This window comes from Halalkalibacter urbisdiaboli, from assembly GCF_002156385.1.
GTDB lineage: Bacteria > Bacillota > Bacilli > Bacillales > Bacillaceae_D > Halalkalibacter_A > Halalkalibacter_A urbisdiaboli.
This window is the reverse complement of the sequence record NZ_MVJM01000001.1, coordinates 490,797-516,812: the sequence shown is the minus strand read 5'-3', so window position 1 is coordinate 516,812 and position 26,016 is coordinate 490,797. Positions and strand designations below refer to the sequence as shown.

At 37.3% G+C, this 26,016-nt stretch carries 28 protein-coding genes; 22 read left to right on the top strand and 6 right to left on the bottom strand.

Annotation, left to right across the window (positions count from 1 at the left end):
- Positions 1–1,806: a PAS domain S-box protein gene (locus B1R93_RS02620; protein ID WP_088102427.1), complete on the top strand. Its 1,806-nt coding sequence runs from the start codon at positions 1–3 to the stop codon at positions 1,804–1,806.
- A gap of 16 nt (positions 1,807–1,822) precedes the next feature.
- On the opposite strand, the gene B1R93_RS02615 is transcribed toward B1R93_RS02620, so the two are convergent.
- Entirely contained in the window at positions 1,823–2,200 is a 378-nt protein-coding gene (locus B1R93_RS02615; RefSeq protein ID WP_165763709.1) for a PilZ domain-containing protein, read from the bottom strand.
- 247 nt (positions 2,201–2,447) lie between these two features.
- Here B1R93_RS02615 and B1R93_RS22880 point away from each other — a divergent pair, with 247 nt between their 5' ends.
- The 3 genes from B1R93_RS22880 (at position 2,448) to B1R93_RS02605 (ending at position 4,271) form a co-directional block, all read left to right on the top strand.
- Positions 2,448–2,588 (top strand): hypothetical protein, encoded by a 141-nt coding sequence (locus B1R93_RS22880; protein ID WP_165763708.1) that lies wholly within the window; start codon positions 2,448–2,450, stop codon positions 2,586–2,588.
- A gap of 169 nt (positions 2,589–2,757) precedes the next feature.
- The gene (locus B1R93_RS02610; protein WP_088102425.1) at positions 2,758–3,726 is read left to right on the top strand and encodes an aromatic acid exporter family protein; all 969 of its coding nucleotides are present in this window, start codon (positions 2,758–2,760) and stop codon (positions 3,724–3,726) included.
- Positions 3,727–3,761: 35 nt separating this feature from the next.
- Positions 3,762–4,271 (top strand): L,D-transpeptidase, encoded by a 510-nt coding sequence (locus tag B1R93_RS02605; RefSeq protein ID WP_425348915.1) that lies wholly within the window; start codon positions 3,762–3,764, stop codon positions 4,269–4,271.
- A 61-nt stretch (positions 4,272–4,332) separates the two neighbouring features.
- Here B1R93_RS02605 and prli42 read toward each other — a convergent pair whose 3' ends face one another.
- Complete coding sequence (prli42, locus tag B1R93_RS22875) at positions 4,333–4,422, bottom strand: stressosome-associated protein Prli42 (protein WP_165763707.1); 90 nt, start codon at positions 4,420–4,422, stop codon at positions 4,333–4,335.
- Between the two features lie 143 nt (positions 4,423–4,565).
- On the opposite strand from prli42, the gene mce reads away from it, so the two are divergent.
- Positions 4,566–4,982, top strand: coding sequence for a methylmalonyl-CoA epimerase (mce, locus tag B1R93_RS02600; RefSeq protein WP_088102423.1), 417 nt, complete (start codon positions 4,566–4,568; stop codon positions 4,980–4,982).
- 18 nt (positions 4,983–5,000) lie between these two features.
- Positions 5,001–6,128, top strand: coding sequence for a M20/M25/M40 family metallo-hydrolase (locus B1R93_RS02595; RefSeq protein ID WP_088102422.1), 1,128 nt, complete (start codon positions 5,001–5,003; stop codon positions 6,126–6,128).
- A gap of 88 nt (positions 6,129–6,216) precedes the next feature.
- Here the strand turns inward: B1R93_RS02595 and B1R93_RS02590 are convergent, their stop codons facing one another.
- Positions 6,217–6,426, bottom strand: a complete 210-nt coding sequence (locus B1R93_RS02590) for a hypothetical protein (RefSeq protein ID WP_133058594.1) — start codon at positions 6,424–6,426, stop codon at positions 6,217–6,219.
- 127 nt (positions 6,427–6,553) lie between these two features.
- On the opposite strand from B1R93_RS02590, the gene B1R93_RS02585 reads away from it, so the two are divergent.
- The 7 genes from B1R93_RS02585 to B1R93_RS02555 all read left to right on the top strand — a co-directional run bounded on the left by B1R93_RS02585 (position 6,554) and on the right by B1R93_RS02555 (position 15,289).
- Positions 6,554–7,801 carry a DNA polymerase IV gene (locus tag B1R93_RS02585; protein WP_088102420.1) on the top strand — a complete coding sequence of 416 codons (1,248 nt, stop codon included), beginning with the start codon at positions 6,554–6,556 and terminating at the stop codon, positions 7,799–7,801.
- A 124-nt stretch (positions 7,802–7,925) separates the two neighbouring features.
- Positions 7,926–9,782, top strand: a complete 1,857-nt coding sequence (locus B1R93_RS02580; RefSeq protein WP_088102419.1) for an LTA synthase family protein — start codon at positions 7,926–7,928, stop codon at positions 9,780–9,782.
- Between the two features lie 174 nt (positions 9,783–9,956).
- Positions 9,957–12,479: a coiled-coil domain-containing protein gene (locus B1R93_RS02575; RefSeq protein WP_088102418.1), complete on the top strand. Its 2,523-nt coding sequence runs from the start codon at positions 9,957–9,959 to the stop codon at positions 12,477–12,479.
- On the top strand, positions 12,476–12,775 hold the full coding sequence (locus B1R93_RS02570; RefSeq protein ID WP_207634109.1) for an EscU/YscU/HrcU family type III secretion system export apparatus switch protein: 300 nt from the start codon (positions 12,476–12,478) through the stop codon (positions 12,773–12,775). Before B1R93_RS02575 ends, B1R93_RS02570 begins: the two co-directional genes overlap by 4 nt.
- Positions 12,776–12,834: 59 nt before the next feature.
- A complete protein-coding gene (gene fliS / locus B1R93_RS02565) occupies positions 12,835–13,260 on the top strand; it encodes a flagellar export chaperone FliS (protein ID WP_088102417.1) in 426 nt (141 codons plus the stop codon).
- A gap of 18 nt (positions 13,261–13,278) precedes the next feature.
- Entirely contained in the window at positions 13,279–14,682 is a 1,404-nt protein-coding gene (locus tag B1R93_RS02560) for a flagellin N-terminal helical domain-containing protein (protein ID WP_088102416.1), read from the top strand.
- A gap of 169 nt (positions 14,683–14,851) precedes the next feature.
- Positions 14,852–15,289, top strand: coding sequence for a YaaR family protein (locus tag B1R93_RS02555; RefSeq protein WP_088102415.1), 438 nt, complete (start codon positions 14,852–14,854; stop codon positions 15,287–15,289).
- Between the two features lie 39 nt (positions 15,290–15,328).
- Here B1R93_RS02555 and B1R93_RS02550 read toward each other — a convergent pair whose 3' ends face one another.
- The 3 genes from B1R93_RS02550 to cbpB form a co-directional block, all read right to left on the bottom strand.
- On the bottom strand, positions 15,329–15,934 hold the full coding sequence (locus B1R93_RS02550; RefSeq protein ID WP_088102414.1) for a CPBP family intramembrane glutamic endopeptidase: 606 nt from the start codon (positions 15,932–15,934) through the stop codon (positions 15,329–15,331).
- A 189-nt stretch (positions 15,935–16,123) separates the two neighbouring features.
- On the bottom strand, positions 16,124–17,143 hold the full coding sequence (namA, locus tag B1R93_RS02545) for an NADPH dehydrogenase NamA (RefSeq protein ID WP_425348914.1): 1,020 nt from the start codon (positions 17,141–17,143) through the stop codon (positions 16,124–16,126).
- A 71-nt stretch (positions 17,144–17,214) separates the two neighbouring features.
- The gene (gene cbpB / locus B1R93_RS02540; protein WP_133058621.1) at positions 17,215–17,622 is read right to left on the bottom strand and encodes a cyclic-di-AMP-binding protein CbpB; all 408 of its coding nucleotides are present in this window, start codon (positions 17,620–17,622) and stop codon (positions 17,215–17,217) included.
- Positions 17,623–17,804: 182 nt separating this feature from the next.
- Here cbpB and B1R93_RS02535 point away from each other — a divergent pair, with 182 nt between their 5' ends.
- From B1R93_RS02535 to uxuA, 9 genes are all read left to right on the top strand, one after another.
- Positions 17,805–18,077 (top strand): hypothetical protein, encoded by a 273-nt coding sequence (locus B1R93_RS02535; protein ID WP_088102412.1) that lies wholly within the window; start codon positions 17,805–17,807, stop codon positions 18,075–18,077.
- A 98-nt stretch (positions 18,078–18,175) separates the two neighbouring features.
- Positions 18,176–18,940, top strand: a complete 765-nt coding sequence (locus tag B1R93_RS02530; protein WP_088102411.1) for a DUF4097 family beta strand repeat-containing protein — start codon at positions 18,176–18,178, stop codon at positions 18,938–18,940.
- Positions 18,941–19,191: 251 nt separating this feature from the next.
- On the top strand, positions 19,192–19,902 hold the full coding sequence (locus B1R93_RS02525) for a phosphoadenylyl-sulfate reductase (protein WP_088103375.1): 711 nt from the start codon (positions 19,192–19,194) through the stop codon (positions 19,900–19,902).
- Between the two features lie 57 nt (positions 19,903–19,959).
- Positions 19,960–21,105 carry a sulfate adenylyltransferase gene (gene sat, locus B1R93_RS02520; RefSeq protein ID WP_088102410.1) on the top strand — a complete coding sequence of 382 codons (1,146 nt, stop codon included), beginning with the start codon at positions 19,960–19,962 and terminating at the stop codon, positions 21,103–21,105.
- Positions 21,106–21,135: 30 nt separating this feature from the next.
- Positions 21,136–22,212 (top strand): sulfate permease, encoded by a 1,077-nt coding sequence (locus tag B1R93_RS02515; protein WP_088102409.1) that lies wholly within the window; start codon positions 21,136–21,138, stop codon positions 22,210–22,212.
- A gap of 55 nt (positions 22,213–22,267) precedes the next feature.
- Positions 22,268–22,882 carry an adenylyl-sulfate kinase gene (gene cysC / locus B1R93_RS02510; protein ID WP_088102408.1) on the top strand — a complete coding sequence of 205 codons (615 nt, stop codon included), beginning with the start codon at positions 22,268–22,270 and terminating at the stop codon, positions 22,880–22,882.
- Positions 22,883–22,888: 6 nt separating this feature from the next.
- Complete coding sequence (locus tag B1R93_RS02505; protein WP_088102407.1) at positions 22,889–24,508, top strand: nitrite/sulfite reductase; 1,620 nt, start codon at positions 22,889–22,891, stop codon at positions 24,506–24,508.
- 3 nt (positions 24,509–24,511) lie between these two features.
- Positions 24,512–24,715 (top strand): DUF3906 family protein, encoded by a 204-nt coding sequence (locus tag B1R93_RS02500; RefSeq protein ID WP_342587492.1) that lies wholly within the window; start codon positions 24,512–24,514, stop codon positions 24,713–24,715.
- Positions 24,716–24,944: 229 nt separating this feature from the next.
- Complete coding sequence (uxuA, locus tag B1R93_RS02495; RefSeq protein ID WP_088102406.1) at positions 24,945–26,015, top strand: mannonate dehydratase; 1,071 nt, start codon at positions 24,945–24,947, stop codon at positions 26,013–26,015.
- Position 26,016 lies beyond the last annotated feature (1 nt).

Here is a 26,016-nt window from a genome sequence, read left to right as displayed (position 1 = left end):
ATGGAGCCAAACTTATTATATTCAAGTATGGAAGCTTCTCTTTTGGGACAGGCTTTTTTAAATGAGAATGGAGAGTTTATCTATGTAAATCAATCGTTTTGTGAATCTATTGGTTATGCTCGGGATTATCTTCTTACTCTTAATTTACAATCGCTCGTTATATTAGGAGAGGAAGAAGGATATGAGCAAACAGGTAGTTTTCTAAAAAAAGGGATTAAAGGGTTTCAGATCGAAAAAATGATATTACATGGGGAAGGGTATTTACAATCAATTACATTTACAATTGATGACATCTCTCCCGATCAATCCTTATTTTTAGTTCAATTGGACCGTCTATCATTACCAGCTGAGTCTGAGGATAATTCGCCTCTTTTAGCTAGTATTCGTGGTCGTGATGAGGTTAGACTTCCGAAAAAGATATTAGATGGTATTAAAGATGCGATTATTACGATTTCTCTTGATGGACAATTTCTCTACGTAAATGATGAAGCTGAACGAATGTTTGACCTTTCCTGGGAAGAGATTCAAAGGTTGGATTTCTGGACCTTTTTGCAAGGAGATAAGCATGAGTTATCAAAGAGAATTTATCCACTTCTAGCTGGTGAGGAATACGTAGAAGTTGAATATTTTAAAGAGAATAAACAAACCTGGTATGATGTCAGAGCCTATAGAGCTGATGACCAAGTGACTCTTTATTTTATTAATATTACGAATCGAAAACAAATGGAGCAAGAATTACGTGATAGTGAATTACGTTATAAAAGTCTAGTTGAACACACGCCAGAAACAATATCAGTGCATGACGGTCAAAAGCTTATCTATATAAATCCTGCTGGTGAAAAGTTATTTCGTGCCCAAGGGCAGGTAGAGTTGATTGGAAAAAGGTTATCCGAGTTATTTTTGTTGGACGATGCTAAACGTATTGAAGAGGAGGGACGGTTGCTTCTTGATGAAAAGAATAGAGTCTTATCTTCCATATTTACATTACGGTGTTTGACAGGACAATTACTTGAGGTGGAAGCAACGACAACGCTTATTCATTTCAGAGGGAAACGTGCATTTCGGACCATTCTCAAGAATATTTCAGAACGAAAGCATATGGATGATTTAATTAGAAAATCAGATAAATTATCTGTTGTTGCGCAGCTAGCAGCCGGTGTTGCCCATGAGATTAGAAATCCTCTTACTTCTATAAAGGGCTTTCTGCAATTATTTGAAAGAGAAAAGGAGTATAATGGGAAATACCTTAGTCTCGTAATGGAAGAACTGGCACGCGTAGAATCAATTATTTATGAATATTTAACTCTGGCTAAACCAAACCATGATACAAGATTCGAACAGGTACATTTAGACAATTTAGCTAAACAAGTTATGACGCTATTAGAGACACAAACCATTATGAAAAATGTAAGTGTAGAGCTTGAATCTGAAAATATACCTTCCGTTTATGGCTCTGAGAAGCAATTAAAGCAAGTGTTAATTAATCTTATTCGAAATGCTCTAGATGCTGTTGAGCCAAAAGGAGAAATAAAAATTCGATTATTAAAACATTCTGAAAACAAAGTCTGTATACAGGTTGAAGATAATGGGTGTGGTATTTCAAAAGAACGAATGGAACGTTTAGGTGAACCTTTTTATTCTACAAAAGAGAAAGGGACAGGTTTAGGATTAATGGTTTGTTATAAAATCTTACAACATCATGGTGGAGCCATCAAGGTTCATAGTGAAGTTGGTACAGGTACTAGGATGGATGTTATCCTACCTGTATATGAGGCTAGTAAACTTACCGAAAAAGTATTACAGTAAATAGCATCATTGTGCGTTATAGTTGCTTCCTAAAATTCCTTTTTGCAAAGTCTTTTAGGAAACCAATAAGTTCATCTTTATCATGGTCTGATTGATTAAAAATAAGGCCGTACTGGTATCGATTTGCTAATATTTTTTTCCACACAATTTCTCCTTTGCGTTCGATTTCTTCTTCGTTTAAGTAAAATGAAAGATTAAGGATAATCTTTTGTTTTTTGGGGTCAGGAAAATTTAGCGTCGTTTCAATTTTTAATCCGCCAGGGCTAATATTATACAACTGCATTGTACCTATTGAACTAGTTACTTTCTTATCAGCTATTTGAAGCAATTGAAGCTTCCCAGTAAGTTGTTCATTAAACTCATAACGAAAAGAGTCCTGACGTCGATATAACATTAGCCTCATCCCTTTTTATTATTATCGATAATCTATATATTAAAAATAGTATAATTGAGTAAAATAGTCTATCTTATTTTTTTCAATATATGATAGAAGCAGATAATATGTGAATTCCTCAAAGTGTTTGTGAAAAAATGTAAAAATAGGAAATCAGCTTATAATTCAAAGGAAGCTTTAGTATGATTAGTTTAGTTGGATTTAGCATTTTAACTTTAAACCAACGATACTAAAGGAGGAGTTTACAATGAGTAAAAAACTACTTTATACTGTATTGGCTGGAGCTTTATCAATGAGTGTTTTAGCAGCCTGTGGTGAACCAGTTGATGAACCTGCACCAGAAGAAGACCCAGCATTAGAGATTGAAGAAGAACCTGTAGCTGAATAATGCCTTCTAAAAGGGTGACTACTTATATAAAGTAGTCACCCTTTATTTTATGATAAGTTAATATGGAGGTCTTTAGAAAGGATTCACTCGAATAGAAAAGCAGCCTTGGTACAGTTGTTTCATTAGTATGGTAAAATAAAGGCAAATATCAGCATGAATGAGGGATTACATGAATCTGAAAATTGGTTATCGAACGCTAAAAACGGCTCTAGGTGCTGCGATTTCAATTTCTATTGCGAATGCATTACAGCTTGAATTTTACTCATCAGCTGCTATTATTACGATTTTATGCATTTCGATTACACGTCGAAAGTCACTACTTATTTCATGGGAACGGATAGCTGCCAGTATGATTGCACTTACGATGAGTGTCATTTTATTTGAAACATTAGGTTATAATCCATTTACTTTAGCATTACTGCTTCTTTTGTTTATCCCAGCTACGGTCAAACTAAAGGTGACTGAAGGAATCGTGACAAGCTGCGTTATATTATTACATATATATATACTTGGTTATGTTTCTGTTTCAATCATTATAAACGAACTTTTGCTTATTGTAATTGGGGTTGGTGTCGCTTTATTAATGAATTTATATATGCCAAGCCATGAAAAGACTCTTCGTCTTTTTCGGAAAGATATCGAAGAACATTTTAAGACCATTTTACATGAAATGGGTTCTTACTTACGAAATGGGGAAAGTCATTGGGATGGAAAAGAAATCCCGGAAACAGTGGAACTATTGTCGAAAGGAAAAGACTTAGCTTTAACAAACATACATAATCATATTGTTCGTTATGAAGATCAATATTACCATTACTTTGAAATGCGCGAAAAACAATTTGAGATTATTGAAAGAGTTATGCCCTTTGTTTCAGCAATCCATCGCTCTGTTCCACAGGGGATTGTTATTGCTGATTTTTTAGAGGAGTTAAGTAAGTCCGTTAGTCCAACGAATCATGTACCCTATTTTCTTGAACGTCTTCGTTTAATGAAGAAGGATTTTAAGGAGATGCCTTTACCTGAAACTAGAGAAGAGTTTGAATTACGGTCGTCCCTATCTTATATTATGCATGAATTGGAGCAATATTTGATTATTAAGGACCGTTTGTGGAATCACGTGGATAAGAGGAAAGTATAAGGGTAAACTACAGGAAAAAGGGAAGGATGAAAAAAATGGTATTAAAGCTTCTTTTCTCTTTTTTCTTTCTTGTATCTTCACCAATTTGGCCTCTTGGTGATAATCCGACCATCGGCGATCCCTTTATTATTGTAAATGTTAAAGATAATCAGTTGGCTTTTTTTCAAAATGGTGAAGTTTTGCATCATTCGGTTGCAACGGGGAAAGAAGGAGATGAAACACCGATTGGTTTATACACAGTAACTGTAAAAGCCGAGAATCCTTATTACCGAAAACGTGATATACGAGGTGGCGATCCGAAAAATCCATTAGGGAGTAGGTGGATTGGGTTTGACGCAAACGACACCGATGGACGCACGTATGGAATACATGGAACGAATCGACCTAACTCAATCGGCTACTCTGTAACTGCAGGATGTATTCGTTTACCGAACAGAGTGGTTGAGGCATTATTTGACAAGGTCCCTTTAGGAACAAAGATTCTAATTACTGATGGTGAAGAGAGTTTTGAGCAATTAGCTCGGAAATATGGCGCCATTGACTAGCAGAAAGAGCCGACACGTTTACATTGTCGGCTCTTTATATGTCATGTTACATACGGAGCTATTAGAAAATGGAAACACCCATTAAAACAGTCCCAAGAACCATTGTAATAATCATAAGATAAATAATTGCTTTTTGAAATTTACGTGGCATGATGAAACCTCCTCTTTATCACTACTATTTATTTTACTTTGATTTTAAGTTAGGGACAAGTGGTAACAATGTTCAATTTTTGAAAAAGGAAAATTAGGATGGACTATCGAATTCAATATTGACATGTTAGAGGAGAGATCAGTATGAAAGATAACATATCTCAAAAAGTAGATCATATTGGAATTGCTGTTACGTCAATAAATAAAGTACTTCCTTTTTATATAGGGAGTTTAAAACTTTCTTTAGAAAAAATAGAAGAGGTACCAACACAAGAAGTTCGTGTTGCTTTTTTATCAATTGGGGATGTAAAGATTGAACTATTAGAGCCTCTTTCTAACACGAGTCCAATTGCTAGGTTTATAAGAAAAAGAGGTGAAGGCCTACATCATATTGCTATCGGAGTAACAAGCATAGAGACTAGAATAAATGACATGATCGAAAATGGAGTTCAGATGATAAACAAAGAGCCGATCCAGGGAGCTGATGATGCGCTAATTGCCTTTCTTCATCCTAAATCAACAGCTGGTGTATTATATGAATTATGTGAAAAGCAAAAATAAAAAAGGAGGAACAGTTAGATGCTCCAAATAAACGAACAACGATTGGTAGACGAATTTTTGGAACTTGTTCAAATTGATTCAGAAACAAAACATGAGGATAAAATTGCCCCGATATTAAAAGAAAAATTTCTCTCGCTTGGGTTAGAGGTTTATGAGGATAATGCAGCAGAAAAAACAGAACATGCAGCAGGAAATTTAATATGTACACTAGCTGGAACGAAAGAAATTGCTGAGCCTATCTATTTTACATCGCATATGGATACAGTCGTTCCTGGTAAAGAGATTAAGCCAAGCATAAAGGAAGGGTATGTAGTAACTGATGGGACAACGATCCTTGGAGCTGATGATAAAGCTGGAATTGCGGCAATGCTTGAAGCAATTAAAGTGCTTCAAGAATCAAAATTAGATCATGGCACAGTACAATTTATCATAACAGTCGGCGAAGAATCTGGATTAGTTGGTGCAAAAGTGCTCGATCCATCTTTAATAAAGGCGAAATATGGGTTTGCCCTAGATAGTGATGGACCAGTTGGTAATGTTATCGTTGCTGCACCAACTCAAGCGAAAATAAAAGCAACTGTTTATGGGAAAACTGCGCATGCTGGAGTTGCACCAGAGAAAGGCATTTCAGCAATCACCGTTGCCGCAAAGGCGATTGCAAAAATGCCACTCGGACGGATTGATGAGGAAACAACAGCAAACATTGGACGTTTTGAAGGAGGAACCCAAACGAATATCGTTTGTGATTATGTTGAAATTTTAGCTGAAGCACGGTCTCTGATGAGTGAAAAAATGGAAAAGCAAGTTGCGAAGATGAAGGAAGCTTTTGAAACCACTGCTAAAGACATGGGAACGACTGTTGATGTTGAGGTAGATGTGATGTACCCGGGTTATAAGCTTCAAGATGGTGACCAAGTGGTGGAGGTTGCTAAGAAAGCACTCAAATCAGTTGGACGTAACCCAAAGCTCCTAAAAAGTGGTGGTGGCAGTGACGCAAACATCATTGCAGGGTTTGGAATTCCGACGGTTAATTTAGCTGTTGGCTATGAAGACATTCATACAAAGAATGAGAAGATGCCGATTTCAGAATTAGTTAAATTATCAGAAGCTGTTGTCGCTGTTATTAAAGAAGCAGCACAATCATGATTTAAAAAACCGATTGTTCTGTGACAATCGGTTTTTTTACTGCAAAAATAGCGTAGTGTTTAGAGCTAAGTGAATCCCTTATAACACACTATTGTAATAATGAATAAGGTTGTATCGACTGAACGTCAAATTCCATACTTTCTAAAATCAATTCTTCTGAATTGCCAAGTATTATAGATAATTCAGGAATCGTTAATGATTGATTTTTATGTTTGCGATACCAATTAGCTGTATTAAGAATTTTAGATAATATATCTGAATATAGACCAATATTTTTTTCGGAATCAATATACATCATCTTACCTCCTAGTTTAGGAAATGGTAATCCTAGGTCCCTTTACAATATCGTAAATTTTAGACCCGTGCAATAACTAGAATCTTTTATTTACGAACGTATTTTCGTATAATGGAGTTGAGGTGATTAAATGGCAAAGGGACGAGTGATTTTTCATATTGATATGAATTCATTTTATGCCTCTGTGGAAATGTCCTATAATCCGGAATTAAAGGGAAAACCGATTGCGATTGCCGGGAACGTTGAAGAACGTCGAGGGATTATTGTTACGAGCAGTTATGAAGCAAGGGCGAACGGTGTGAAGACGGCTATGCCTATTTGGCAAGCAAAAAAACTGTGCCCACATTTACTTATTCTCCCTCCTAATTTTGAACGATATCGAGCTGCATCAAGAGCACTGTTCGCATTACTACAAAGCTATACCCCCCTAGTTCAGCCCGTTTCAATAGACGAGGGTTACCTTGATGTAACCTCTTACTTAAAAGAGGTGCATCCTGTTACACTTGCTTTGGAAATCCAAAGAAGAGTTCTAGAGGAACTAAATTTATCATGTAGCATAGGGATTGCTCCAAATAAATTTCTGGCTAAAATGGCAAGTGATATGCAGAAGCCTAATGGGCTGACGATATTAAGAAAGCGAGATGTAAAATCAAAGCTATGGCCACTTCCGATAGGGGAGATGCATGGAATTGGAAAAAGAACAGTTGATAAATGGAAAAACTATGGTTACCACACTATTGGTGACCTTGCAAAAGGTAACATCGCTACAATTGAGAAGCGGTTTGGGGTTAATGGTGTAAGGTTGCATGAACGTGCAAATGGTATAGATCAAAGTGAAGTAAATCCGGATGCTATTTATGAATTTAAAAGCATTGGGAATTCAACAACATTACGTGAAGATACGAAAAATGAAAAAAAAATATTGGCTACCTTTCAACAGCTAGCAAAATCAGTTAGTCAACGTCTACGTAAGAAAAAGGTTTGTGCAAATGGTGTTCAAATTACGATTAAATATCATGATTGGAAAACTGTAACGAGAAGCCAAAAGACGCTTAATCCTTTGCAGTATGACGAAGATTTATTTAAGGTGGCACTGGAACTTTGGAAGAAATCATGGAACGGCGAAGCTATTCGCCTAGTAGGTATTAGTACCTATGATTTAATTGAACAGCAGCATGCGTACAAACAATTAGATCTATTTTCATATAAAGAAGATGAAAAAAATGAAACTTTATTAAAGACAATTGAGGACATTCATCTACGCTTTGGGCAAAATAGTCTTTTAAAAGGTTATCAGATTCATGAAGCACATGATGATTTTACGGATCGGAACAAAAGAGGGACCAGTCTTGAACGTGATTTTCTTGATGAAAGCTAAACAATGTCCCTTTGAGCCGACGTAGTTAATGAAATATGAAAAAATATGGTATTGACTTATTTTTAGAAAGGATTAATATATTATCAGTATAGAGAAGGAATGAAAAGAGAGGGGTCTTTTTAGAATGGGCACGTTAAAGGCCGTATTTAGTAGGTTTAAATTTTTTGGGCTAGTAGTCTTTTTTTTATGGATAAAAACGTATCTTTTATACAAAGTAGCCTTTAAAATTGACACGGTGAATATACTACAAGAAATTATTTTAATGATTAATCCGTTAAGTTCAGCAGTATTCATCATTGGTATTAGTTTATTTTTTAGTGAAAAACGAAGACAAGTGATAATGATCGTGTTAAGTTTCTTAGCAACACTGGTTCTTTACTTTAATATGATTTATTTTCGCTTTTTCTCAGATTTTATTACTTGGCCAGTCTTATTCCAAACAAGTAATGCAAAGGATGTTGGGGGAAGTATCACAGAGTTAATGAATGTAGCAGATTTAGTACTAGTTGCGGATTTGTTGATCCTCATCATCTTGTATGTCAAAAAGAAATTTCCATTACATCAAAAAAGTAAGAAAGAGACGGGGATTATTTTCTCATTGGCTTTGCTCTTATTTATTGTAAATTTAGGAATTGCTCAAGCGGAGCGTCCGCAATTGTTAACGAGGTCATTTGATCGAGATTTACTTGTAAAGAATATTGGCTTATTGAACTATCATATATATGATGCTTATATTCAATCTCAATCTAAGGCTCAGCGTGTTTTTGCAGATAGTTCTGATATCATTGATGTAAAAAATTATACGGCTGCAAAGTATAAAAAGCCGAATCCTGAATTATTTGGAATTGCTGAAGGGAAAAATATTATTGTCATTTCATTAGAATCATTGCAAAGCTTTGTCATTAACAGTGAAGTAAATGGGCAAGAAATTACGCCGTTCTTAAATCAATTAATAAATGAAAGCTACTATTTTGATAATTTCTATCACCAAACAGAGCAGGGGAAAACGTCTGACTCAGAATTTTTAGTAGCAAACTCGATGTTTGGAAGAGATAGCGGAGCTGTTTTTTTCACACATGCAGGGAATGAGTATCATGCTTTACCTGAAATTTTAAATGGTAATGGATATTTTACATCTGTGATGCATCCAAACAATAAAAGCTTTTGGAACCGCGATATGATGTATCAATCATTAGGTTATAATCAATTCTTTGATATCACGTCGTTTGATGTGAATGAAGAAAACTCTGTTGGCTGGGGATTGAAGGATGTAGATTTCTTTCAACAATCGATTGATTTATTAAAATCACAACCTGAACCATACTACACAAAATTTATAACTCTAACAAACCATTTTCCTTTTGAATTAGAAGAAGAGGATCGCATGATTGAAGAGTACAACTCGAATAGTCGAACGTTGAACCGTTACTTTCCAACAGTTCGTTACATGGATCATGCAGTAGAATTATTTTTTGAACAGTTAAAAGAAGAAGGTCTATATGAAGATTCAATCTTTATATTATATGGTGACCATTATGGCATTTCTGAAAACCATAACAAAGCAATGAGTATGTACCTTAACAAGACAGAAATTACACCGTTTGATTCAGTTCAGCTGCAACGAGTTCCGATGATCATTCATATCCCAGGTCAGACAAATCACAAAGTATTTGATACCGTATCGGGACAGATAGATGTTAAGCCGACGATAATGCATCTATTAGGAATAGAAGCAAAACAGGATATTCAATTTGGAACGGATTTATTCTCACCGGATCGCCGATCATTCGTCGTGCTTCGCGATGGAAGCTTTGTAACCGATAAGTACGTGTTTACGAATAACACATGTTATGATAAGAGTACGGGATCTGAAATAGAGAGTAATCATTGTGAGCCTTATATATCAAAGGCAACACAGGATCTAGAATACTCTGATAAAGTCCTTTATGGCGATTTGTTACGTTATTATCCGACTGAATAACAGAAAGGCATCTTTAGCAAGCGCTGCTAAAGATGCCTTTTCGATTTTATCGTTTCTAGCGGCTACTATTGCTTTACCAAAAAATGAGCAAAAATTGAATCCTCTCAACCATTAAGATTAGTAGCAAGCCGGTCGATATAAAAGATAATGAAAATGATCGGGAGCGTGAATGGCATGCAGATACAAAACCTACTACAAACACAATCACAACAAGCCGAACGTCCGATGCGCGAAGGAGAAGTATATCGTGCAACGATAAAAGAGCGAACAGGGGAAAACGAGGCAATACTATCGATTCGTGGACGTGAGGTTCGTGCAACCTTTGATGGACGAGTACCAGAAGGGGAGCGTACAACAATAGAGGTTACATCCACGAAAGGTGATTCTATCCAGGTTCGAGCGATAAGTGAGGAATCCTCAGCTGCAAAAACGCGGCATGAAACGCAGCGTGACATGAGTCAAACTCTTCGACAACTAGGTGTGACTCAGTCTTCAACAGAGCTGCGGCAAGCAGTTCAAACGTTAATGGATAAAGGTTTGCCCCTTACAAAAGAGTCCGTACAGGATTTACAACGATTTCTAGGAGAAGGTAAGCTAGAACAGCGATTGCAAACCGTTCAAGCTTTAGCCAATAAACGGCTAGACGTAACTTCGAGTCATTTACATTCTGTACATGAAGCGTTACATGGTCGTCCACTTAATCGTGTTTTAGAAGATTTAGCACGTGAGTTAAATCAGGCATCTAAATCTGAGTTAAGTCAAATCGGACAATCTAATCGTTTTGAACGAAGTGGACAGACATCTAATGAGGTGAGAGTACCTGAAGCGAACATCCAACGAGCCGTCGAACATGTTCGGCAGCAAGTTGTTAATAATCCACAAGTTAATCGCGATGCAGGCCAATTTGTGGATCGAGCTTTGAACGAAGCGAGTCATTTAGAGCAGGTTGGAAGAGATAGGATCCAACAAGCTATCGAACATTTAGCTCGACAAGCAACATCACCTGCTGAGCAAGAAACAAGTGAGGATTTAAGAGCAGTACTTAAAACAGAATCACTTTCTCAAATCGTAAAAGAGGGCAGAACGGTTCTTCAACAAAGTTCAATCGACGATTCTGCTAAAAGGGCATTTGAAAAAGTATTTTCACAGGCTCAGCAGCTAGAACAGGTTGGGAGAGAGAGAGTAAATCAAGCGTTACAAAAAGTTGAGAATCAAGTGACCGAGAACGCAATTCAGGGGCCTCCTGAAGGAAACAAGTCAGGTTCAAGTACATTAGCGGAAGTGATAAAGCATGCCCAAAGCCAATTGCAACGGGAGGCTAGCTTTGAACGTGCAATCCAGCAACTTCAGTCACAATTGCTTAATCACCCAGCGGTTACGGGAGAAATACAAAGTGAGTTACTTCAGTCACTAGAGCAAGCTACCGAAAGAATGAACCAAGGGAGAGAATTGGCTGGTAGAGAACAGATCATGAACACGCTCCAAAAAATTGAACAGTCCATAAACGCAACCGAATTAATCCGAGTTTCTTCTGATGCGTCGGCATATGTCCAGAATGAGGAGTTCCAAACGAGTATTGAACTGGCAAGTAAAAACATTGCAGTAACGACGATTACTGAAAAGCTAGCCAAAGCAGCAGCCGATTTTAAATCACTGCAGCGTGATATATCCCGGACATTAGATCAAGTGGTAAGACAAGTAGACCAGTTTCGCTCTCAAGCCCAAGTTCAAGCTAAACCGTTATTAGAAACGACCATTAAAAAGCTTGATAACGCAATTTTACGGAGTGAAATGATGCTCCTAACTGATATGAAAACGGAACGTAGCTTAATGCAAGCGAGTAGTCAACTTGCCGAAGCAAAGAAATTACTTGCAAAAGGACAGCATCAAGCAGCTAATCAAATTGTTAAAGACGTAAAAGGGCTTGTTGAACGATTAAATTTTCAGCCTTCTGAAACAAAGGTGAAACATTACGTTGCTATGAATGAACAGCAGCCTGCTAAAACTTATAGCCAGCAGTATACGGAAACAGTTAAAGTAAATACTCAGGACGGCGGGCCTCGTGCGATGTTTGAGACGCTAAGAGGGATTGGGCTTAATCGGGACAGTGAGCTTGCGCAACAATTGGCATTAGGTCGTGACCAACAACAGCAAGAAAACAGTCAACGAAACTTAAAATCTGCTTTAATGCAAATAGTTAGAGAGGAAGAAGGGGCACGAGCAAGCCATTTAGCTCAACAAGCGTTAAATAATATTACCGGACAGCAATTATTAAGTCGGTCGGACCAGCAAGCAAATTTACAAAGTATGTTTTTTAACCTACCATTTCTATTGCAGGAAAAGGTCGAGAATCTACAAGTATATGTTAATTCACGTAATGAAGGACAAAAAGTAGATTGGGAAAATTGTAGTCTATACTTTTTAATGGAAACGCAAAAAATGGGTGAAATTGGAATTATGGTTAATGCAACCGAGAGGCAACTTTCTGTAACTTTAAAAAATGATCAACTTGATTTTCAAATGAGGATGGAGCCTCTTGTTCAGAAAGCGGTCGAACGATTGTCGGAAATTGGTTATTCCATTAATGGCATAAAATATGCAACCTTATCAATGGAAGATAAACAAACAACATCAACTTCCACTACAGAAAAACAGCAGCCTATTTTCTCTGAGAAAGGATTTGATTTTAAAGTATGATGGTTACTAAGCATTTTAATCAAAAGCAACGTCGCCAAATGAATGGACCGACAGCAGCTGTAATACGTTACGATGAAGAAAATGGACATGCACCTAAAATTGTTGCTCAAGGTAAAGGCCAGGTGGCAAATCAAATTATTGAACTAGCAAAAAAGAATAATGTGGCCATGCAAGAGGATGCCATGCTTGTTGAAAATTTACTCGATATGGACTTAGGAGATAATATTCCACCCCAGTTGTATTCTGTCATGGCTGAAATTTTATTGCTAATTGAGGAAATGGAGAAAAACTATTAAACAATCTTAGACAAAGTCCGATATAAAATTTAGGAGATAAGGAGACGGAGGTGGAAACCATGACAACGTTCCTAACAAATGAAGCTCTTCACCAAAAAACACCACAGGAGTTAACAACACTCCTTTATGAAGCGTGTTATAACAATTTAGAAAAAGCGATTATCCAAATAGATGAAAAAAACTTCGTTCAAGCAAATGATCACTTGCAAAAAGCAAGTGACATCCTACATAGACTTGGTGCAGGCATCAACTATGAAGCTGGTATTGTCGCTGATCAGCTTGAACAAGTATATAACTACATTGCGGATAAAATTGTTGAAGCGAACTTTAAAAAGGACAAAACAATTATAGAAGAAGTATTAAAGCTCTTAGAACCCATTATTTCAGCATGGAATGAAGCGATGAAAACGAAACGTGATGTTCAGCCGAAAAGCATCAAGCAAAAGGTGAATGTATACGAAAATACTTCAGTGTATGGAGATTAACCAAAAAGGGGTATCAAAATGAAAATTAATAACAATATTCAAGCACTAAATTCATATCGAAATTTGTATCAAAATCAATCTGCTACATCTAAAAACTTAGAAAAGCTTTCTTCTGGTCTTAGAATTAATCGAGCTGCTGATGATGCAGCAGGATTAGCAATTTCAGAAAAAATGCGTTCGCAAATTCGTGGCTTGAAGATGGCTGAAAGAAATGCCTTAGACGGTATTTCCCTTATGCAAACATCTGAAGGCGCTATGCAAGAGGTACACACGATGCTTCAGCGTATGCGTGAACTAGCAGTGCAAGCTGCAAATGACACAAATACCGAATACGACAGAGATCAAATTCAAAAAGAAATTGATCAATTAAAGCTAGAAATCGACGATATTTCTGAAAAGACGGAGTTTAATACACGAAAGTTGCTAAACGGATTTAGTGCTGTGTTAACGACACATGATGGAACAAACCCTATTAATCTAGTTGGTTACCCTACTGTTACTGACGCTAACTTGAAGTCTGGAGAGTACCAAGTTAAGGTATCGGAGGCGAAGCCAGCTTACAATGTTGTTCAACCATCAGCAGGATTAGGTTCGGCAAACCCACCAACTGATATAAGATTTACTGATGAACCACCTAATGCCACCGATGAAATGAAATTAGGAGAATATACAATTAGAGTAAGAGATGTGAATACTACGAATCAGGATGCTGAAATTGAAATTCTTGATCCGGATGGACTATCAATCGGTTCGAAAGTAGTTAACATTGGAACCCATGCTTCTGCTGGTGATACTGATGTTGCAGGGATTACAATTGATACAACGAATATTGTTTCAGCAGGTACTGTTAAAGTGAAAATGGAAGCTGAAGCAAAAATTGAATTGCTAGATAATTCTACCGGAACTCCTGTTGCCATAAAAGCTGAGCGTAGCTTAACCTCTGTAAATGGTTTATTTAAACATGGTGGAGTTGAATATCAGTTCCTTACAAATATAAATAATGAGACTCTAGATTTCACAATTACAAATAATGCTTTATCTTTCCAAATTGGACCAAATACAAAACAGAACGTGATGATTGATATTCCAAGAATGGATGTAGTAACTCTTGGCATTGAAGAAATTAGTGTCCTTTCAAATGCTGATGCAAATAGAGCGATTTTTTCACTTGATCAAGCAATTAATAAAGTGTCATCTGCTCGTTCTAAGCTTGGAGCTGTTCAAAACCGTATGGAACACACCATTAATAACTTGCAAGTCACGCATGAGAACTTAACCGCATCAGAATCACGTATTCGTGATGCAGATATGGCTCTTGAAATGACGGAGTTTACTCGTAACAATATCTTAAATCAATCCGCTACTGCAATGCTTGCACAAGCGAACCAATTACCACAAGGAGTTTTACAACTTCTTCAATAAATGATAAAAGCGAAAAGGCTTCGGTCTTTTCGTTTTTTTTTGCAAGATAGAGGGAGCTAATTTCCAATTTATAGATGGATGATGACTGGACCGGAATATGCTAAAATAAATTATCGAATCATGGATGTTCAAAAGAACAGTTTCCATTAAGAAAGAAGGCGGATGTAAGATGGATGTTCAAAGAATCGGAAAGATAGGGTTAGGGAAAGTTGATTCAAAGAAGCAGGAACCGACTGCACGAGTCTCTTTTTCCGAAGTGATTGGGCAGAAGCGGGATGAAAAAGCGTATGAACGACTTTCTCTATTAATGGAAAAGATTGACGACCAGGGGAAAGTGTTATCTGAGACACGTACAGTAGATGAGCTTCGTAAGTATAAACAATTAGTCAAGGAATTTATGGAGGATGCGGTTCAATTTGGATTGAGTCTTGAGGAGCGAAGAGGATTCAACCGTCGTGGTCGAACAAAAATCTATAAGATTGTTCAAGAGGTGGATCGGAAATTACTTGACTTAACTGATGCCGTTCTTGAAAAACAGAAAAAGGGTTTGGATATCTTGAATATGGTTGGTGAGATTAAAGGCTTACTTGTAAATATTTATGCTTAGTAAGAAGAGGTGTGTCATGAAGATTGACACACCTCATTTCTAAATAAGCGGAAAAATAATTAATAGGAATAAGTCAAAAATAAGATGAGAAACTATGACGACCGCTAGATTACGTGTTTTTACATATAGATAAGACCAACATAGACCTGCTAGAAAAGCTGCGATAACGAGTAAAGCACTGCCTGAAAATAGATGGATTCCAGCGTAAAGGAGTGTGCCAATGAAGGCCGCTTGTAAGTTTGTCCATTTCGCTAGTAAACGTTTGACTACAAACCCTCTCCAAAACCACTCTTCTCCAGGGATTACGATTAAAAATAACAGTACGTATTGAAAAAAGCCTTCTGGTTGTACGGTGTGATATAACCTCACTAGGGAATCTATAAGTGGGAGGTTGAGGAAGGTGATGAGCCACTTGCCACATGCAAATAGTAAATATAGTATCAAACCACTTGACAAGCTATATAACCATTCCTTTTTCGAAAACATTCTAAGCTCAAAGGTTACAAAAAGCTTAGCGTAAAATGTTAAGATGAGAAGGGATATCGGAAACAGGAGCCAAAAATCTAATGGCTGCCAAATGAAACTAGTTGCAAGTAATAAAGCCGCTAAAAAAATTCCTGCCCAAAGAGAAACATCATCGATCATTAATCTCTTTCCTTATTATTTTGTCATATCGTCTATTATAATATAAGAAAGTGAAGGAGAGAAGGCACATAAAATGAGCAGAGCCAATGCAAATACGATGTATAAAAGTCGTGTACATGCTTTATATTTTGAATTAATGATGAAAAGCGTCCAAAAGCAGTGAATTAACGGTTTTTGGACGCTTTTATATTAATACCAGCCACGCTGATATGAATCGTTTGGTGCTTCGATTCGATAGTTAAGATCATCTGCCGCTGTCACTGGCCAATATGGATTACGTAGTAGTCCACGCGCAATAAAAATTAAGTCTGCTCGTTCATTTTGTAATATTTCTTCCGCCTGAATACCTGTAGTAATTAAACCAACTGCTCCAGTAGGGATATTTACTTGGTTTCGAATGGCTTCTGCTCGACGCACTTGATAGCCTGGATAGGTAGGAATATGTGCAGGAATGACTCCCCCGGAACTGCAATCGATTAATGTAATTCCTTGTTCCTTTAACCAAGTAGCCATTTGGATAAAGTCATCAAGTGTATTTCCCTCTTTTGCATATTCATCTGTTGAGAGACGTACGAATAAAGGGCCATTAAAGACTGCTTGAACGGCCTCAATAATTTCATGTAGAATACGATAACGCCCTTGTAAATTCCCGCCATAGGCATCTGTTCGGAGGTTTGTAAGTGGTGAAAGAAATTCATTAATTAAATAACCGTGTGCAGCATGGATTTCAATAATGTCAAAACCAGCTTCTTTGGCACGTTGAGCTCCTAATGCAAACGCCTTAATCGTTTTTGTGATATCTGCTTCACTCATTGCAACTGGTGTCTTCATATTATCAAATGGTACAGCGGATGGAGCGAAAATAGGGCCGTCTACGGTTGCCTTTCTACCAGCATGTGCGAGTTGAATCGCTGCTTTAGCACCGTGTACTTTTATCCGTTCCACTGTCTTCTTCAATCCTTCAATGTGTCCATCTTGCCAAATTCCTAAATCGAAATCTGAAATTCGTCCTTCGGGTTGGACGGCTGTAGCTTCTAGCATGACTAATCCTACTTGACCGATGGCCCTTGATTCATAATGAGTAATATGGAATGGACGAATCTTTCCGTCCTTTGTGTCACAGGAATACATACACATAGGCGACATAACTATCCGATTTTTTAGTGCGACATCTCCAAAGGTGAGAGGAGAAAAAAGCATAGGATTCAACGGACTTCACTCCTTTTTTCTGTTGTACCAAAAGTGTACCACGTGAAGTACGCGATTAAGAAATCCTATGCCTATTGGTGCATGTATTTACTAATTAATTTAAGGATTGAACTTCTTATGATAATACCTAAAAAAGAACCATCGTCGTCTAATACACAAATAAATGGATGATTGATTGAGAGAGTCAATGCCTTAGCAAATGTTTCTTCTTTATGGATGGTCGGTAATGAAGGCTGCATAACATCCTCTACCTTTAGCCCGGCTAAACGCTCAACTTCGATTTGCTCTAAACCTAGTAAGGAATCAAGAATAAGCGATTTACTAATTAATCCGTGTAATTTAAAAGTGGGGTCTAAAACGGGGATTGCTGTGTAACCTGACTTGATTAGGACAAGTAAGGCATGTTCCAGAGGGTTAGCAAGCTGCACATGAGCTACTTTCTCTACAGGAATAATGATTGATTGAATCTCTTTGTCCATTAATGATTGATTCTTTAAGTGTTGGATCAAGGTTATCACTTCTTTATAGAAAATTTTTAAACATCTTTTCTATTTCATCGTACAAGTGGACGAATTGTTTTGTCAAGTAAAATGGAATCGCTTTCAAACTAATAAAATGAAAAAGAACTGGGTAGACTTTTTAGCGAAATGAGGTGATTTTTATGCATTCAAAGGTAACAGTAAAATATATATGCGAAGTCTATCCATCGGGAAATTGTTATTATTATAAACAAGAACTTATTACACATGATTCATGGGATAATCCAGGATCAATTTGTTGGTCTACGCCTCGTCCGATATCAAAGCGAACATATCTTTTGAGAAAAAAAGAAGGCTATAAAATCGAAGAACGAGTACTTACAAAACAACCAGCAAAGATTATTCCATTTAAAAGAGGCACGGTTGAACAGCAGCTAAATATGAACAAAACGTGAACGAACAAAAGGATTGGATAAGCTTATTGGCTTCTTGAAGAAGATTAGGTAAACTTAGAGGATGAATTTAAATAGGTAGAAAAGACAGGAGCATTAAAATGAAAAAACGATTGTGGGCTGCAGTTCCACTGACGGTTGCTATTCTAACTGGTTGTAATTTAGTTACATATGAGGAGGAAGAAGTATTAGCACTTCCAAGTGAAGGGATCACAACATTCGAAATTCAACATGAAGAAGGGGATGTTACGATCTTGGGGGAGCCAGGGTTAGAAGAAATCGAGGTTCAAGTCATATATAGTGTAGTTGGGGAAGAAATGGCTGATGCGGAGGCTTTTAAACAAAATAATACGAACCTTGATTTTAAGACAGAAGGTGAAAAGGCAGTTTTAAATTCTAAAATTAAACGAGGTACACAAGAAGAACAAGGAAGCATTCATTTAAATATTCGTGTTCCTGATCATTTAATTGTTAACCACCAGCAGAAAGAAGGTAAGCTCATCGTTCAAAGCTTATCAAATGACATAACGATTCAACATGGCAGAGGCGATATAGAAATAGCTAATTTAACAGGTTCGCTTCACATAACAGATGGTTCAGGTACAATCACGATTGAACGAGCAACAGGGTTGATGTCGATTCATAATAGTGCAGGAACGTTAAATATGACAGAAAGTACAGGGGAATTGAGTATTGTTGCGGGCTCGGGGCATGCTCAAGTTACTCATTTTGAAGGGCCTGTTTCGATTCGAAGTGGTTCTGGTGATATTGAGATTAAGGAAATTACAGGAGATGTTTTGGTTTTGGGAAATACTTCAGGAAAATTAAATATAGAAAATGTTTCTGGGACAATTACGAAACCATAGGTGTATGCGTAATATGTAATTGGTGATTCATCTATCAGCTAGCTGTAGAAGGATGTGCTAGCTGATTTTTTTGTACCCGGTTTTTGGAATAAAATCTTCTTAAAACGTTGACATAATTGAGTTTCATGGATAGAATACTATTAAACTAATAAATCATATCAAATTACAAGGAATTAACGGTTTTTAGGGTAAAAAAATAAAAACGATGGAAATAAAGGGAGGGTGAATCAGTGGATTATACATTTAAGACGATGCGCGAAGAGGATTATGAAATATTGAACCAGCAATTGGAACGAAAAGATAGCATCGAGGTGTTAAAGTGGGCTTATCAAACGTTTGGAGATAAGTTGGTTTATTCCTGTAGCTTCGGTGCCGAGGGAATGGTGTTGATCGATCTTATTAGTAAGGTTAAGAAAGATGCCACGATTATTTTTCTCGACACCGACTTTCACTTTAAAGAAACGTATGAATTAATTAATAAGGTGAAAGCTCGTTACCCAATGATGAACATACAGTTAATCAAACCTGATTTAACACCTGAAGAACAGGCAAAAGAGCATGGAGAGGAATTGTGGCTTTTTAATCCAGATAAATGCTGTGATTTACGTAAACTAATTCCGCTTCAACGTGAACTTGATAAGTATACAGCTTGGATTTCAGGCTTACGTCGAGAGCAGTCGCCAACTCGAGCAAATACACAATTTGTAAATAAAGATAATCGCTTTAAGTCAATAAAGGTTTGTCCACTCATTCATTGGACAGAGGAAGAAATTTGGATGTATATCAATCTTCATAAACTTCCTTATAATGAGCTTCATGACAAAAATTATCCAAGTATTGGATGTGAGAATTGTACGAAGCCTGTTAAAGAAGGTGATGACCCAAGAAGTGGAAGATGGGCAAATTCTGAAAAGACAGAGTGTGGTTTACACTTAAGCTTTAGCAATGGTAGTGGTATTTAAGTATTGATTAGTATGAATAACAGTGCAATGTGCACGTAAAAATAGGAGGATATTATAATGACAACGATTCAGCCACATGGAGGAACACTTATTCAACGTTTTGAACCAAATTATGATGTAGCAGGAATTACGACAGAAATTGAATTAGATTCGTTTGCTTTATCAGATTTAGAGTTAATTGGAATTGGTGCATTTAGCCCGTTAACAGGTTTCTTAGGAAAAAGTGATTATGAGTCAGTTGTTAAGAATATGCGTCTTGCAGATGGAACCATTTGGAGTATTCCAATTACGTTACCTGTTACCGCTGAAGTGGCAAACTCATTAAAAACTGGAGAAAAAGCTAAATTAGTTCAAAATGGTGACGTATACGGTGTTATCGAAGTGACAGAAGTTTATGAGCCGAATAAAAAAGAAGAAGCTGAAAATGTATACAGAACGGATGATTTAGCTCATCCAGGTGTAAAGAAGTTATTCGAACGTCCTGATTTTTATGTGGCAGGACCAATTACGTTAACGAAGCGTTTACAGCGTGACCGTTTCCAAGAATATCATTTAGACCCAGTTGAAACACGTGCAAAGTTTGCAGAGCTTGGTTGGAAGCGTGTTGTTGGGTTCCAAACACGTAACCCTGTTCACCGTGCTCATGAGTATATTCAAAAGTCTGCACTAGAAATCGTTGATGGTTTGTTTTTAAACCCATTAGTTGGTGAAACAAAGTCAGATGATATCCCAGCTGATGTTCGTATGGAAAGCTACGAAGTGTTATTAGAAAAGTATTATCCACAGGATCGTGTGTTTTTAGCTGTATTCCCAGCGGCAATGCGTTATGCTGGTCCTCGTGAAGCTGTGTTTCATGCAACTGTTCGAAAAAATTATGGTTGTACGCATTTTATCGTTGGTCGTGACCATGCAGGTGTTGGCGATTATTACGGAACATATGATGCTCAACTTATTTTCTCGGAATTTGAAGAGGGAGAGCTTGGTATTCAACCGTTATTCTTTGAACATAGTTTCTACTGCAAAGCATGCGGAAATATGGCATCAACAAAGACATGTCCTCATGGCGTAGAGGATCGTGTGATTTTATCAGGAACAAAAGTGCGTGAAATGCTTTCAAACGGTGTAACACCACCACCTGAATTTAGTCGTAAAGAGGTAGTAGAAGTGTTGATTCGTGGGATGAAGCAGAAGGTTGAAGCTTAAAGCTTTACTGTGAGGAAAGGATGAAATGACATGCTAACAATTGCAGCCTTTACCATTGCTTTATTTTTTGCAATGAATATTGGAGCAAGTGGAACGGCTGCAGCAATGGGACCTGCTTATGGGAGCGGAGCCGTTCCGAATAAGCGGGTTGCGATGCTACTTGTTGGGGTGTTTGCCTTTCTTGGTGCCCTCGCTGGTGGTGAGGTTGTTAAAACGATAGGGAGCGGGATTATTCCGAGTCATATCGTTGATGTTGAAATCGTGATAATTATTTTAGCAGCAGCATGCTTAACATTATTTATTGCAAATTTAATTGGGATTCCATTATCAACAAGTGAAGTTGTAGTCGGGGCGATTGTTGGGGCGGGAATTGCCTTTCAAGCATTATATTTGGAAAAGGTCCTTCTCATCGTCTCGTTTTGGGTCATTGTCCCGATTATAGCATTTGGTCTTTCTTTACTCGTAGGAAAACTTGTTCGCAAAGCAGAGGGCAGATGGTCGTCTTTAACCGGTAAGGGTAAATGGCGACGCCCTCTGATTCTTTTGTTAATTATAAGTGGTTGCTTGGAAGCTTATGCTGCAGGTATGAATAATGTTGCGAATGCTGTTGGCCCATTAGTGGGAGCAGGACTCATTAACTTAACAACAGCGGTACTCGTAGGCGGACTATTTGTAGGTCTAGGTGCATTTCTCCTAGGAGGACGTGTTATTGAAACAAATGGGAAGAAAATTACTCGTCTTTCACTCTTACAGGGAAGTGCTGTTTCTGTTACTGGTGGTTCTCTCGTTATTGTTGCTTCTCTATTCGGCTTTCCGATTCCGTTAACACAAGTAACGACATCGGCAATTGTTGGAATAGGAACGGCAGATAATGGGTTTCGTCTTTGGCAAAAAAGTATAATGAAACAAATTATGAAAGTTTGGATCGTATCACCGGTTTTTTCACTTGTGATGTCATATGGATTAATTCTGCTATTTATAAAAGCAGACTATTATACATTTGTTGTGATTGTTAGTGTGTTTATTGCAACAATTGGTTCATATAGCTTATATCAGTCAACACGTCAGGAACGAAGAACGACCTATGATGACGGTGGCGGGATATGATAGAATAGTAGAGAACTAATTTTTCAGAAAAAAGATTGGGTGGGGGGAACCTATTTTGTCTAATAAAGATCAAAATATTGTTTGGCATGAGACAACAGTTAAAAAAGAGGAGCGTCAAGCTCGAAATAAACATAAAAGCTGTATTCTTTGGTTTACAGGGTTATCGGGAGCTGGCAAGTCAACACTAGCAAATGCGCTTGAGTATACATTATTTAATCGTGGACTTCAAAGTTACGTATTAGATGGTGACAATGTTCGTCATGGTCTTAATAAAGGTTTAGGCTTTAGTGATGAAGACCGTAAAGAAAATATCCGCCGTATTGGTGAAGTTGCCAAATTATTTGTTGATGCAGGAACGATTGTATGTACTGCTTTTATTTCACCTTTTAAAGAGGACCGCGATCGTGTTCGTGAGCTGGTTGAAGAAGGTGAATTTATTGAAGTTTATGTTCGTTGTTCACTTGAAGCCTGTGAAAGTCGTGATCCAAAAGGGCTTTACAAAAAAGCACGTGCTGGTGAAATCCCATCTTTTACAGGAATTAGTTCTCCTTATGAAGAACCAGAAAACCCTGAACTAATTATCGACTCAGATAAATTATCAATTGAAGAATCTGTTGAAAAAATCATTCAATACTTAGTAGAACAAAATATCCTTGTAAAGGAGGCTTAAATTTCAATGGCCTACGAGAAAATTTGGGCAAATGAGCCTGATAAATTAAATAAAGATGAACTTCGTAAATTAGAAAAAGACGGACTTGAAATTTTAAATGATATTGAGAAATACGCAAAAGAAGGGTTTGAATCGATTCCAAAGGAGGATTGGAGTCTTTTCAAATGGGCTGGTCTTTATTTGCAAAAACCAAAAGAAGATGGCTACTTTATGATGCGTGTTAATATTCCTTCAGGGATTATTACAAATGAGCAAGCAGAAGTGCTGGCAGGTATTGGCAAAGATTATGGACGTGATGTCATTGATATTACAACACGTCAAGCCATTCAATATCATTGGTTAACAATCGAGCAATTACCGGATATTTATAAGCGTCTTGAGAGCGTAAACCTGTCTTCCGTTGGGGCCTGTGGTGATATTCCTCGTACAATCGTTGGAAATCCATTAGCAGGTGTTGATCCGAATGAACTAATGGATACTCGCGAAATTGTCGAGGATGTGTATCGCTTTTTCCAACGTAACCCAGACTTCTCTAACCTTCCTAGAAAGTTTAAGATGTCTATTTCTGCTAATATTCATAATGCTGGTCATGATCGCATTAACTGTGTTGCATTTACACCAGCTGTAAAGGAAATTGATGGTGAAGAAGTGATTGGCTTCCATGTAAAAGTAGGTGGAGGACTTTCGGCAAAACCTTATTTAGCAGAAGAACTTGATGTTTTTGTTCAGCCAGAGCGTGTAAAGGATGTAGCGATTGCGATTACGACGATTTATCGTGATTTTGGTTATCGTGAAAAACGTCACCGTGCCCGTCTTAAGTTCCTTATTGCTGACTGGGGTGTAGAAAAGTTTAAAGAAAAATTATTAGAATATACTGGCGAATTACCTTCAAAAGGAACTTGTAAGCTAGAAAAATGGAATGGCGGCTACTTTTATGGAGTTCATCCACAAAAGCAAGAAGGATTAAGCTATGTTGGATTCAACGTACCAGTTGGTCGAATGAATTCTGAAGAGTGGTTTGACCTAGCTCGTATCGCAAGGGAATATGGAAATGGTGAAATCCGTACGTCCAATTCTCAGAATTTACTCATTCCTAATGTACCGAATGAAAAAGTCGATGCGTTACTACAAGAAAAATTATTTGAAAGAATTAAGCTAGAGCCTAAAAACTTTATTGGATATTCTGTTTCCTGTACGGGAATTGAATATTGTAATCTAGCACTTGTTGAAACGAAGGAAAGAATGCGTCGTGTTGCAGAATATTTAGACGAGCATGTATCAATTGACGTCCCTGTAAGAATTCATATGATTGGCTGTCCGAATGCCTGTGGTCAGCGTCAAATTGCTGATATTGGCCTTCAAGGTGTCAAGATGAAAACGAAGGATAAAGGTATGGTTGAGGCCTTTGAACTTTATGTTGGGGGCACACTTGAAAAGGATATTGCTCAATTTAATGAGAAATTAAAAGGGAAAATTGATGCTGAAGAATTAGCTCCTGCATTAGCAGCCTTTTTACGTTATTACGAGGAGAACAAAGAAGCCAATGAAGTATTCTTTGATTTTGCTAAGCGTGTAGGGTTAGAAGCACTTCAATCAGCATTAGACGAAATTCTTGAAACGGCTTAATAAATGATGATATTATATCGTTTTGAAGTAGAAACAACAGAGAAGAACTTACATGTTGTTGTAGCTGCGGTTGATGAAGAGACCGCTTTTACATTAGCTGAAACTGAAGTTGAGCGTAGCTTTCTTAAGTTTCCAGACATTAAGAATGTAACGCTTTTAGAAAAAAAACCAATTCGTAAAGCAGCTGGTTTTGTAATTGACCAATAATGAAAAGACCTTGGATAGGTTTCCAAGGTCTTTTTTTGACGTTAAGAATCGCATGTGTAGAAATCTCTTCGTTCCCTAAAAATAGTTAAGTAGAATTTCTAATTAATTATTGAAGGAACAATAAGTTTCATATATAGTAATACTACAACTACCATACTAGTATACAAATGTAAGAAAGGATTACTTACTGAAGATGTAGTAAAAAATGTTAGACAAGGAGAGAAAAAAGATGAAGATGACGTTCCGCTGGTTTGGTCGACATGATGATAGTGTTAAATTAGAACAAATTAAACAAATACCCGGTATGGATGGAATCGTTGGCTCTTTATTTGACGTCCCTGTTGGTGAAGTTTGGCCAAGGGATAAAATCGAGCAGTTAAAGAGAGAAGTAACGGAGCAAGGGTTAAAGCTTGAAGTGATTGAAAGCGTAAACATTCATGAGGATATTAAACTTGGGCTGCCTTCAAGAGAAGAATATATTGAAAATTACCAAGAAACGATTCGACGCCTTGCACAAGTAGGAGTAAAAGTGATTTGCTATAATTTTATGCCGATTTTTGATTGGACCCGTTCGGATTTAGCAAAGGAGTTACCAGATGGTTCGACTGTTCTAGCTTACGAAAAAGTAAAAATTGACCAGGCTAATCCAAATACGTTAGCAGAACAAATCGAGCAGAATTCCAACGGTTTTTCTTTACCTGGGTGGGAGCCTGAACGATTGAAAACAATAAAGAAGCTATTTGAACAATATCAAGGAGTAACAGAAGAAGACCTCTTTAATCATTTGCAATATTTTCTCGAACGGGTAATTCCAGTTGCAGAAGAATGTGACATTAAAATGGCTATACATCCAGATGATCCACCATGGTCTGTCTTTGGCTTACCGCGAATTGTTATAAATAAAGAAAATTTAGAGAGAATTGTTAAAATGGTCGACAGTCCTTCAAATGGATTAACTTTATGCTCAGGTTCGTTGGGTGCCAATCCAAATAATAACATCCCAGAAATTTTTAGATATTTTTCGGCAATGGGCAAGGTCCCTTTTGCGCATGTTCGAAACATAAAGTTCGGGGAAAATGGTGACTTTGCTGAATCTTCTCATCGAAGCAGTGATGGCTCTCTTGATCTATATGAAATTGTGAAAGCGTTGCATGACACGGATTTCACAGGATATCTTCGACCTGACCATGGTCGAATGATTTGGGGTGAAAATGCCCGACCGGGGTATGGCTTATATGATCGTGCATTAGGTATCATGTACATTTGGGGAATATGGGATAGCTTAGAAAAAAACAAATAAG

Bases quoted from the DNA above. Each gene is read 5' to 3' on its own strand.
- B1R93_RS02530 (WP_088102411.1), top strand. From the start codon at position 18,176: ATGAAAAAACGATTGTGGGCTGCAGTTCCACTGACGGTTGCTATTCTA.
- cbpB (WP_133058621.1), bottom strand. From the start codon at position 17,622: ATGGACAAAGAGATTCAATCAATCATTATTCCTGTAGAGAAAGTAGCT.
- prli42 (WP_165763707.1), bottom strand. From the start codon at position 4,422: ATGCCACGTAAATTTCAAAAAGCAATTATTTATCTTATGATTATTACA.
- uxuA (WP_088102406.1), top strand. From the start codon at position 24,945: ATGAAGATGACGTTCCGCTGGTTTGGTCGACATGATGATAGTGTTAAA.
- B1R93_RS02610 (WP_088102425.1), top strand. From the start codon at position 2,758: ATGAATCTGAAAATTGGTTATCGAACGCTAAAAACGGCTCTAGGTGCT.
- mce (WP_088102423.1), top strand. From the start codon at position 4,566: ATGAAAGATAACATATCTCAAAAAGTAGATCATATTGGAATTGCTGTT.
- B1R93_RS22880 (WP_165763708.1), top strand. From the start codon at position 2,448: ATGAGTAAAAAACTACTTTATACTGTATTGGCTGGAGCTTTATCAATG.
- B1R93_RS02505 (WP_088102407.1), top strand. From the start codon at position 22,889: ATGGCCTACGAGAAAATTTGGGCAAATGAGCCTGATAAATTAAATAAA.
- B1R93_RS02605 (WP_425348915.1), top strand. From the start codon at position 3,762: ATGGTATTAAAGCTTCTTTTCTCTTTTTTCTTTCTTGTATCTTCACCA.
- B1R93_RS02615 (WP_165763709.1), bottom strand. From the start codon at position 2,200: ATGTTATATCGACGTCAGGACTCTTTTCGTTATGAGTTTAATGAACAA.
- B1R93_RS02535 (WP_088102412.1), top strand. From the start codon at position 17,805: ATGCATTCAAAGGTAACAGTAAAATATATATGCGAAGTCTATCCATCG.
- B1R93_RS02570 (WP_207634109.1), top strand. From the start codon at position 12,476: ATGATGGTTACTAAGCATTTTAATCAAAAGCAACGTCGCCAAATGAAT.
- B1R93_RS02550 (WP_088102414.1), bottom strand. From the start codon at position 15,934: ATGATCGATGATGTTTCTCTTTGGGCAGGAATTTTTTTAGCGGCTTTA.
- B1R93_RS02585 (WP_088102420.1), top strand. From the start codon at position 6,554: ATGGCAAAGGGACGAGTGATTTTTCATATTGATATGAATTCATTTTAT.
- sat (WP_088102410.1), top strand. From the start codon at position 19,960: ATGACAACGATTCAGCCACATGGAGGAACACTTATTCAACGTTTTGAA.
- B1R93_RS02580 (WP_088102419.1), top strand. From the start codon at position 7,926: ATGGGCACGTTAAAGGCCGTATTTAGTAGGTTTAAATTTTTTGGGCTA.
- B1R93_RS02525 (WP_088103375.1), top strand. From the start codon at position 19,192: ATGCGCGAAGAGGATTATGAAATATTGAACCAGCAATTGGAACGAAAA.
- B1R93_RS02595 (WP_088102422.1), top strand. From the start codon at position 5,001: ATGCTCCAAATAAACGAACAACGATTGGTAGACGAATTTTTGGAACTT.
- B1R93_RS02555 (WP_088102415.1), top strand. From the start codon at position 14,852: ATGGATGTTCAAAGAATCGGAAAGATAGGGTTAGGGAAAGTTGATTCA.
- B1R93_RS02575 (WP_088102418.1), top strand. From the start codon at position 9,957: ATGCAGATACAAAACCTACTACAAACACAATCACAACAAGCCGAACGT.
- B1R93_RS02500 (WP_342587492.1), top strand. From the start codon at position 24,512: ATGATGATATTATATCGTTTTGAAGTAGAAACAACAGAGAAGAACTTA.
- B1R93_RS02515 (WP_088102409.1), top strand. From the start codon at position 21,136: ATGCTAACAATTGCAGCCTTTACCATTGCTTTATTTTTTGCAATGAAT.
- B1R93_RS02560 (WP_088102416.1), top strand. From the start codon at position 13,279: ATGAAAATTAATAACAATATTCAAGCACTAAATTCATATCGAAATTTG.
- B1R93_RS02620 (WP_088102427.1), top strand. From the start codon at position 1: ATGGAGCCAAACTTATTATATTCAAGTATGGAAGCTTCTCTTTTGGGA.
- fliS (WP_088102417.1), top strand. From the start codon at position 12,835: ATGACAACGTTCCTAACAAATGAAGCTCTTCACCAAAAAACACCACAG.
- B1R93_RS02590 (WP_133058594.1), bottom strand. From the start codon at position 6,426: ATGATGTATATTGATTCCGAAAAAAATATTGGTCTATATTCAGATATA.